The organism is Methylophaga sp. UBA1464, from assembly GCF_002325665.1.
In the GTDB taxonomy this organism is placed as follows: domain Bacteria; phylum Pseudomonadota; class Gammaproteobacteria; order Nitrosococcales; family Methylophagaceae; genus Methylophaga.
Genome location: NZ_DCSO01000001.1, coordinates 4,687 through 14,052, shown reverse-complemented (window position 1 = coordinate 14,052; position 9,366 = coordinate 4,687). Strand labels below are relative to the sequence as shown.

Here is a 9,366-nt window from a genome sequence, read left to right as displayed (position 1 = left end):
CTAAACCCAGCTAACAGAGCTGCCTGTTGAGCAAGTTGCTCAAAACATACCGGCATCGCTGGCCAGGCTTGCTCGGTTTGCGGGTCAATTTCACTGTAATGGTAACCCTGTCGATCCGTATGCCAGCCAACTTCACCACAATTGGTAATCGCCGCTGACATGAGAAAACCGCCCGGTGTCTGCATTTTGCGAAAAGGGGATTGTGTTTCAATAGCTGAAATAGCCTTAAAAAGTTGCTCGGCTTGCGCCAAAGCGAAACCCTTTAATAAGAATACATCTGGCAATATCTGTTGCACATCAGTGGGTATCAAATCGGCAAATAAATCTGCCATCTTCATTTTGTCAAAACAAGCCTTTCGCGACGCAGCAGTGCTAGTTTGCTTTCGACTCCCCACCGATATCCCGAAAGCGAGCCATCTTTACGAATGACCCGATGACACGGAATGATCACCGCAATATTATTTGCCCCACAGGCACTGGCAATGGCTCTCACAGCTCCCGGATTATTTAATTTTTCAGCTATGTCACTGTAGCTTACAGTGGTTCCTGTCGGGATTTGCTGCAAGGCTTGCCAGACTTGTTTCTGAAAAACCGTACCACGCAAATCCAGCGAAAAGTCTCTATTTTTTTGGGGGTTATGAATAACTTCAATCACTTTGGAAAGTGTATTTTTAACCCCCTTTCCACCATCTATACACTTCGCATCCGGAAACTGTTTTTGGAGACTGGCCATCATCAATTTTGGGGATTTACCCAAATAAACGGCACATATACCCTTGGCAGATTCCGCGGTAAGCACATGTCCTACCGGACTGATACCAATAGCAAAATGAATACTCTCAGATACTGGCACAACGATTCTCAATTCACTGGCCATCATTGACTGTCCCCTGTTCACGTTGCGTTCACCTTAAAGTTGTTAGTTTACATTTTAAATAGCAATTCCTTTAGCAGTTTATCAGTAAGGAATTTGCCGATGCACACAGTTTAAAAATCCATTAAGCTGTGATTACTATGGGAATTTTTCCTGGACACTGCTATGAAACTTAAAATAATTCTGCTGTTACTTTGCATGCCCTTGCTGGCTAACGCCGGTGCTGTTTCTCAGCTTGGTACGGGCGATCCACTAAAACTGGTTTATCAGGAAATGCTTTACCAATATCAGGTGGGCCTGGAACTGCATCAACAATACGACTTCAAGCAGCCGATTGATGTGATGCAGTGCAAAAATCAACATGGATATATTCAGACCCGAGCCAGATCGATGGTGGGTACGGCAAATCAGGTAGAGGAAGAAATTCGCAGCGATGTCATTGATGCGGCATGGTTCGCATTAAATTGCTCACGTTGCGGAAGTGCAGTAGACAGTTGCGACGCTGTTCCGGAAAAACTGGAATTCATTAAATCTTTACTTGAAGCAAAACAAAAAGCGAAAAATCTACAACGATAAGATATTAGGCCAGAACCAATCAGTAAAAAGCTTTGCTGAACCATCCTGCATGATCGTCAATGATTTGCAGCCGGTAACGTTTGGATCTTTAAAGTAAGTCCAATATCAACGCTAACTGCACTATTAACCTTAATTTTCTTTTATGCCAGAGGTATTCATGAGCGAATCGCAGGATATTACGTTACTGTCTCCAATTAAAATAGGCCGTCAGACTTTAAAAAACCGCATGGTCATGGCCCCCTTAACCCGCAATAGAGCAGGTGATGGTCTTGTGCCCACCGAAATGAATGTCACCTATTACCGGCAACGTGCCAGCGCTGGCCTGATTATCAGTGAAGGTTCACAAATTGCTGATGATGCACTGGGTTATCCACTCACCCCCGGCATTCATTCTGAAGCACAGGTAGTTGGTTGGAAGCGTGTGACTGACGCAGTACATAAAGAAGATGGCTTAATCTTTATGCAACTTTGGCATTGTGGAAGGGTTTCGCATAGCTCCATGTTACCAGATGGCATGAAACCGCTTGCCCCCTCTGCAATAAAACCGGCTGGTGAAGTTTACACCTATGAGGGTATGAAACCTTATGAAACTCCACAGGCGATAGAAACAGCAGATATCCCACGTATTATTGAGCAATATCGTCACGCAGCGTGTTGTGCCGTAGAAGCCGGTTTTGATGGCGTAGAAATTCATGCAGCAAATGGTTATCTCCTGGATCAGTTTTTACGTGATGGAACCAATCAACGCCAGGATCAATATGGTGGCAGTATCGAAAACCGATCGCGTTTGATTATGGAAGTCACTGCCGCTGTCTGTGAAATATGGGATCCCGAAAAAGTCGGTATTCGTCTTTCACCGCTGCAGCCATTTAATGATTTATATGACTCTAATCCCCAAGCTACTTTCAGCTACATGGTCAAAGCCCTGAATAAATTCGGGCTGGGCTATTTACACATTACAGAAATGGGTGCAGAAACTCCGGGTATTGCGGGTCCGTATTTTGATATCAGCTCATTGCGTAGCTTATGGGATGGCGTCTATATGACCAACAGCAATTACGACTATAAATCTGCGAATGCAGCACTACAAGAAGGCAAAGCGGATCTGATTTCTTTCGGAAAATTATTCATTGCCAATCCGGATCTGCCGGAACGGTTTGCCATCGATGCCCCTCTCAATAAACCAGATCCGGAAAGCTTTTATGGTGGTGATGAAAAAGGTTATATCGATTACCCTTTCCTCAAACAGGCCTGACTCTGTTTAAAATGCACAAAAAAACCGGCGATTGCCGGTTTTTTTGTATTGCCAATAAGCAGCGACACTGAACAATAATTGTTGCTGAAACACTTAATCCTTAAAAATGCAACCGACGAGTATGTAATAATTCTCTTTACACTTGTTCAAGGTTTAACATGGATTTTATCAATACACTGTTCCTGCTCGGCGGCCTGCTCATTGCTTTGAGCATTCTCGGCAGTCGACTTTCATCAAAATTTGGCCTGCCTTTATTGATTATCTTTTTGGCCCTGGGCATGTTGGCAGGCGAAGAAGGTATTCTGGGTATCCAGTTTGATGATTACTCAATGGCATTTCTGATAGGCCATCTCGCCTTAGCCATGATTCTGCTGGATGGTGGTTTACGCACAAGACTCAAAACCTTTCGCGTTGGTTTTAAACCGGCATTATCCCTTGCAACGTTAGGCGTACTTTTGACCAGTGGCAGTGTCGGTTTTCTTGCCATGTGGGTGTTTGATCTGAGTGTATTTGAAGGATTATTGATTGGCGCTATTGTAGGTTCCACTGATGCAGCGGCTGTCTTTTCCATGCTTAGTGGTCGCGGTATCAACCTGAATGAACGTGTCGGCGCTACACTGGAAATTGAATCCGGCACCAACGACCCGATGGCAATATTTCTGACGATTATGTTGGTGGAAGTACTGGTTGGCGAAATTGGTGCACCGCTTGAGACCATTTTATTTTTTGTTCAGCAATTTGGTTTTGGCCTGATTATCGGTATCGGAGGCGGTTGGTTAATAGCCAGATTACTCAGCTGGCTGGACCTGGCGCCGGGGCTCTATGCCATGCTGGCACTAGCGCTTGGATTTAGTGTTTTTGGTCTTACCGGAGCGGTTGGCGGCAGTGGCTTTTTAGCCATTTATCTTTGTGGCCTGATGATTGGCAATCGGCCGGGACGGCATTTAAATTTCATACTCCCGGTACATGATGGCCTGGCCTGGCTCAGCCAGATTGGCTTATTCCTGATATTGGGCCTGTTAGTAAATCCAAGTGAATTGATGCAATACGCACTGCCCGCTCTGGTTATCGCATTAGCATTAATTTTTGTTGCCAGACCGATTGCGGTAGTTCTCTCGGTTAAACCTTTTTTTCGCTTCCGCTGGCGCGAAATCGGTTTTATTTCCTGGGTGGGTTTACGAGGCGCAGTGCCCATTGTATTGGCTATCTTTCCGGTGATAGGTGGTGTGGAAAATGCGTCTTTATATTTCAACGTTGCTTTTGTGGTGGTGTTGCTGTCACTGTTAATTCAAGGCAGCACATTATCGTTAATGGCACGTTGGATGCGCGTTGAAGTACCGGTCGGGATTAAACCAAATCATCGGGGTGCATTGGGTATATTGCCGCAGAATGATTATGAGTTGTTTGTGTATCGCATTGAAAACGAACAGCTGGATGGTCAACCTATACGGTTAATAAGGTTTCCATCGGGTACGCTGATTTCCGCATTATTTCGCAATGATGTCATGCTGCATCCTAAAGGCAGTACTGAATTGAAACTCAATGACACGATATGCGTGATCAGTCGTAATGAAGACTTGGACGCACTGAATCAAATCTTCAGTGGTCATTCCAAACTAAAACAGAAAGAAGCGTTTTTTGGCTCATTCAATATTCGCGGTGATGCATTACTTTCTGATGTCGCCAAAGCCTATGGACTGGTTATCAGCTCTGCCGAATATGGCATGACTGTAAGTGACTTTATTTCACGCCGTGTGGGAGGACACCCGGTAGTTGGTGATGATGTGGACTGGCATGGCATCCATTGGGTAGTCAATGAGGTGGAAGGCGATAAAATCATCAAAATCGGATTGAGGCTATACTGATTAAAGACCAGCGTATATCTCCAGCACGCCGTTAATTACAAACTGTACAGCAATCACTGAAAGAATAATGCCGAAGATCCGCGTGATAATCTCTTTGCCGGTTTCACCCAGATAACGCACCAGAAAATGTGAATAAACCATCGCCAGATAACACGAACCTGTTGTCAGAATAATCGCAGCAAACACCAGTAATAAATGCCAGGCAGTTGGCGCTTCACTGGTCAAAATCATCACTGTGGCGATAGCCCCGGGGCCACTCATAAAGGGAATAGCCAGAGGAATCACAGAAATATCCTTGGCAATCTTGCCATCAATAGCCGGATCAGAAGCATTGCTAGTTTCGCTTTCATCCAGTCCTTTATGAATCATGCTCATGGCAATACCGAATAAAATCAGACCGCCGGCAATGCGAAATGCCTCAATCGTAATACCAAAGATCTTGAATATCAGACCACCCAGCAAAGCAAAGACAAAAAACACTCCCGTAGCAATCAGACTTGAGCGTTTAGCGACGGCTTTGCGGGTGGCTTCTGAAGTTCGTGGCAACAGTGAAACAAACATAAATGCTGTTGTTAGCGGATTCACAATGACAAACAATGCGGCAATCGTAATGATCCAATAGTCGAACAAAACACCAGCATTCATAGCGAACTCCATAATTTAAACGCTTATCCTCTCATAAATTAAAGAACATTAAACGACTGAGCAGTTCGTTATATCAGGCAAACTGGCCACTGCGATAGTCTGTAAATGCCTGCTCCAGTTCAGCACGGGTGTTCATCACAAAGGGTCCCGCCCGCTCAACCGGTTCGTTAATTGGTTTGCCCGCCACGATAATAAAAGTACTGTCCTGCTCTGCTTCTACTTTTACCGTATCGCCTTCTTTTAATACTGCCAGCTGCGAGGCGCCGATGGAGGTCGGTTTATCACCAATGTTGACTCGTCCTGCTGCCACATAAACAAAGGCGTTATGTGTTGCAGGTATATTGTCTTCAAACACACTGCTAGCCGGCGCATCAATCACGAAATACACTGGCTCGACAAAGCTGTTATCTATAACGCCTTTGGTGCCATTGATGGTTTCACCGGCAACGACTTTGACGGTCAAACCAGCTTCACGAGTTTCTATTGCGATCTCATCGGCCGCTTTTTCCTGATATCGCGGTGGCATCATTTTCTGCTCGGATGGCAGATTCACCCACAACTGGAAACCTGCTAACAACCCATCTTCCTGCTCAGGTTTTTCCGAGTGGATAATGCCACGTCCTGCTGTCATCCACTGCACTCCACCACTTTCAATCACACCGGCATTACCGGCACTGTCTTCATGCCGCATCTTGCCCGCTAACATATAGGTAACCGTTTCAAAACCACGATGCGGATGTGGCGGGAAACCAGCGATATAATCTTCCGGTTTATCGCTGCCAAATGCATCAAATAACAAAAACGGGTCCAACATATCAATTTCATGCGAGGCAATTAACCGTCTTAACGTTACCCCGGCTCCATCCGAAGTCATTTGGCCACGGATCCATTTTTTTACTTCACGTTGTTGTGCCATGATGGCCTCCTTACGCCGCAATTAATGCAGCCAATTTATCGCTGCTATCCGGCTGTTCAAAATAGTGATTGGCATTAACCAGTGTGACATCAGTAATACCAATAAACTGCATAAAAAATTTCAGGTAATTACTGGCAAAATCCACATCACTTTCTAACGATACTCCACCTGATGCCATCACCAGATAGACCTTTTTATTTTCCAGCAATCCGATCGGACCCTGTTCAGTGTAACGAAAGGTTTCACGGGCTCTGGCGACCAAATCGATCCAGGCTTTCAAAGCAGCCGGTATGCCAAAGTTATAAATAGGTACTGCCAGAACCAGTACATCCGCCGCTTTGACTTCGTTAATCAGCTGATCAGAAAACCTCAGAACTTCTTTTTGTGCTGCATTACGATCAGCGGGGTCGGTAAAATTGGCGTTGATCCAGTTTTCATCAATAAACGTGAGTCCTGAAGCCACATCACGTTGCTGCAATGTCATTTCATTTTGTCCCGCAAGGATTTCTGTCAATTGTGTTGAAACCGCCCGGGTCAGTGAACCGTCATAACGGCTGCTGGCGTTAATATGTAATACGTTTAATTGTGTCATCTTTAAATTCCTCTGTTATGTGTGGCAAAAGCCGCATCAATAGAAAAGCGTTTCGCCCCATGGCTGACCAGTACTAAAAAACCACCGGCAATGGCGATGTTTTTCATAAACAAAATGCTTTGCATCTGATCGGCAAAATCAAGATGGAAAAACAAGGCCGATAACATCGAAAATCCAGCCAGTAAAAAGGCCACTATGCGAGTCTGAAATCCAACAATAATCGCAATTGCCCCGAGGATTTCAGTGGCAATCACCACCGGTAGTAACGCTGATGAGATGCCCATTGCAGTCATGTATTGGGCAGTGCCGTCATAACCTGCGCCAAGCTTGCTTAAACCTGCCGTGAGAAAAAGCAGGGAAAGAAAAATTCGTCCCGCCAGATCGGTAATATTGCTAAACATTTTTTTATATCCTTTATTAGATAAGTACGGTGCCATTTTATAGTTCTTGATATTTAGATAAACAATGCTATAAAGAAATTATTGTTGATATAAAATGAACAATAAAGGAAGCGGCAATGAACCAGATTGAAGATATGCAAACCTTTAAACGGATTGTGGAAGCTGGCAGTATCAGTCTCGCAGCTGATCAACTTGATACGGTTAAGTCAGCTGTCAGCCGTAGGCTCAAGGACTTGGAAAAACGGCTGAATGTCACCTTGTTGCAACGCACCACCAGACGACAGACGCTCACAGAGGCCGGACATCGTTATTATCAACATTGCCTACGTCTGCTGGATGATATCGCCGAAGCAGAAGCACAGATCTCTGATATTGAAGCAGAACTCAGCGGTAAACTGCGGATTTCGGCCCCGGTATCATTTGGTCTGATGCATTTGGGACCCGCCTTACAGGAATTTCAGTTGATACACCCATTAATTGAAATGTCGATCGACTTTAATGACCGACTGGTGGATCTGATTGCGGATGGATTTGATTTAGCGATACGTATATCCAGGCTTGAGGATTCAACGTTGATTGCCAAAAAACTGTCTTCTACCCGTTTGGTGGTCTGTGCCAGTCCGGAATATCTGACCTATCATGGAACCCCCATCATCCCAACCGATCTCACTAACAATCACACGGTTCTGCATTATAGGAATACCTCTGAAAGCTGGCAGTTTCAACAAGATGGAAGCCTGATTAACTTGCACTTACAAGGCAAACTTACGGCTAATAATGGCAATTTCCTATGTGATGCCGCCATTGCCGGACAAGGCATCATCACCTCACCAGACTTTATCTGTTATCAGGCAGTACAGTCTGGACAACTGCAGGTTATCTTGCGGGATTATATGCATGACAATGAGCTGGGTATCTTTGCGGTGTATCCTCAAACACGTTACCTGCCACGGCGTAGTCAGATTCTCATTGCTTATTTACAAAATTATTTCGCACGAAATGCGCCCTGGCTGGATTGTTGACCATTTGACAGTCCACCAAGACAATGCTCAACTGTCGACCACTCAAAAGTCAAACAACAGAGAGAAAATTTATGACTGAAATCTATGGCGCACAACATCGACAGCTACAACAGGAATTCAATAAAGAAAAACTCGCCGATCGGGTTGGTGAAGCCATTATCACGGACTACATTACTGATCAGCATCGTGAATTTATTGCCAGCCGTGATTTCTTTTTCCTGTCCACAGTCGATCACCGTGGTTTTCCAACCTGTTCGCACAAAGGCGGCGATATTGGCTTTGTAAAAATTCTCGATGACAAAACACTTGCCTTTCCAAGTCTTGATGGTAACGGTATGTATCTGTCGATGGGGAATATTGATGCCAATAAAAAAATCGGCATGCTGTTTATCGATTTTGAAACGCCGCATCGCGTTCGGGTTCATGGTACTGCTGAACTGAGCCGTGATCCTGAAGATCTCGCGTTATTCCATGAAGCCGAACTGGTGGTTAAAGTGACCATTGAAGATATGTTTCAGAATTGTCCGCGTTATATTCATCGCTATAAACGTATCAGCGAATCACGTTACGTACCCAAAGCTGAATGTCAGACCCCCTTACCCGTTTGGAAACGTCTGGACGCGGTTCAGGATGTCATCGATGATGCGGAGAAAGCCAAAGTGGCCCTGGAAGGAGGCATTATCACCATGGAAGAATATGAACTATTACTGCAAAAAGGGGAAGCGTAAATCATTGAAAAATAAGTGGTTTGCGCACCACTCTGTCTCATCTCTACCACAATAATATTTAGGGAAAAATTCCTGTAAACGATCAATGCCCAGCAACTCTAGCGTCCGGGGATTGATCGTTTTGAACGGCAAAAAGCCCGCTTGAAAATCATCAAATTGAAGCGAATACTCGATCATCCAAAGCCTTCGTTAGGGTATGTTTTCTTTCAGAGCCAGCTCTGTTGTGGCTGAAAATATATCAGGCAAGGCGCAAGGAATGCCGTTGAGTTGCTCTTAATAAATAATGAGCATCGCAGACCATAGACTTGAGGATAAATACCATGATTTCGATTCGCCCGAGTGCAGTTGCAGGTTTGTATTATCCCGCCCGTTCAACAGAGCTTGAAGAGTTGTTGGACAAACAGTTTGATAAACCCTCAGACCATATCCATCATCGTGCCAAAGCACTTATTGTGCCGCATGGAGGATATTTTTATTCCGGTCAGGTGGCCG

Annotated in this window: 12 protein-coding genes; 6 read left to right on the top strand and 6 right to left on the bottom strand. The window is 44.8% G+C overall.

The genetic code is table 11. The annotated features are described in order from the left end of the window. Both B3O33_RS00085 and B3O33_RS00080 read right to left on the bottom strand, forming a co-directional pair. Positions 1-338: alpha-ketoglutarate-dependent dioxygenase AlkB (locus tag B3O33_RS00085; protein WP_292362685.1), on the bottom strand; the 338-nt coding region annotated here is incomplete at its 3' end. Then, positions 335-898, bottom strand: coding sequence for a methylated-DNA--[protein]-cysteine S-methyltransferase (locus tag B3O33_RS00080; protein ID WP_292362684.1), 564 nt, complete (start codon positions 896-898; stop codon positions 335-337). The genes B3O33_RS00085 and B3O33_RS00080, both read right to left, overlap by 4 nt. A gap of 141 nt (positions 899-1,039) precedes the next feature. On the opposite strand from B3O33_RS00080, the gene B3O33_RS00075 reads away from it, so the two are divergent. From B3O33_RS00075 to B3O33_RS00065, 3 genes are all read left to right on the top strand, one after another. Continuing rightward, the gene (locus B3O33_RS00075; RefSeq protein WP_292359914.1) at positions 1,040-1,450 is read left to right on the top strand and encodes a hypothetical protein; all 411 of its coding nucleotides are present in this window, start codon (positions 1,040-1,042) and stop codon (positions 1,448-1,450) included. 157 nt (positions 1,451-1,607) lie between these two features. Further along, positions 1,608-2,705 carry an alkene reductase gene (locus B3O33_RS00070; RefSeq protein ID WP_292359916.1) on the top strand — a complete coding sequence of 366 codons (1,098 nt, stop codon included), beginning with the start codon at positions 1,608-1,610 and terminating at the stop codon, positions 2,703-2,705. A gap of 158 nt (positions 2,706-2,863) precedes the next feature. Further along, positions 2,864-4,570 (top strand): potassium/proton antiporter, encoded by a 1,707-nt coding sequence (locus B3O33_RS00065; RefSeq protein ID WP_292359918.1) that lies wholly within the window; start codon positions 2,864-2,866, stop codon positions 4,568-4,570. Here B3O33_RS00065 and B3O33_RS00060 read toward each other — a convergent pair whose 3' ends face one another. From B3O33_RS00060 to B3O33_RS00045, 4 genes are all read right to left on the bottom strand, one after another. Beyond that, positions 4,571-5,215, bottom strand: a complete 645-nt coding sequence (locus B3O33_RS00060) for a MarC family protein (RefSeq protein ID WP_292359919.1) — start codon at positions 5,213-5,215, stop codon at positions 4,571-4,573. A gap of 73 nt (positions 5,216-5,288) precedes the next feature. After that, positions 5,289-6,131, bottom strand: a complete 843-nt coding sequence (locus tag B3O33_RS00055; RefSeq protein ID WP_292359921.1) for a pirin family protein — start codon at positions 6,129-6,131, stop codon at positions 5,289-5,291. A gap of 10 nt (positions 6,132-6,141) precedes the next feature. Beyond that, positions 6,142-6,723 carry an FMN-dependent NADH-azoreductase gene (locus tag B3O33_RS00050; RefSeq protein WP_292359923.1) on the bottom strand — a complete coding sequence of 194 codons (582 nt, stop codon included), beginning with the start codon at positions 6,721-6,723 and terminating at the stop codon, positions 6,142-6,144. A gap of 2 nt (positions 6,724-6,725) precedes the next feature. Then, positions 6,726-7,124 (bottom strand): DoxX family protein, encoded by a 399-nt coding sequence (locus tag B3O33_RS00045; protein ID WP_339612358.1) that lies wholly within the window; start codon positions 7,122-7,124, stop codon positions 6,726-6,728. Between the two features lie 116 nt (positions 7,125-7,240). Between B3O33_RS00045 and B3O33_RS00040 the strand changes: the two genes are divergently transcribed. From B3O33_RS00040 to amrB, 3 genes are all read left to right on the top strand, one after another. Then, on the top strand, positions 7,241-8,146 hold the full coding sequence (locus tag B3O33_RS00040) for a LysR family transcriptional regulator (RefSeq protein ID WP_292359927.1): 906 nt from the start codon (positions 7,241-7,243) through the stop codon (positions 8,144-8,146). Between the two features lie 71 nt (positions 8,147-8,217). Beyond that, positions 8,218-8,874 (top strand): pyridoxamine 5'-phosphate oxidase family protein, encoded by a 657-nt coding sequence (locus B3O33_RS00035; RefSeq protein ID WP_292359929.1) that lies wholly within the window; start codon positions 8,218-8,220, stop codon positions 8,872-8,874. 320 nt (positions 8,875-9,194) lie between these two features. Beyond that, a partial coding sequence (gene amrB / locus B3O33_RS00030; protein WP_292362690.1) for an AmmeMemoRadiSam system protein B occupies positions 9,195-9,366 on the top strand: 172 nt, incomplete at its 3' end.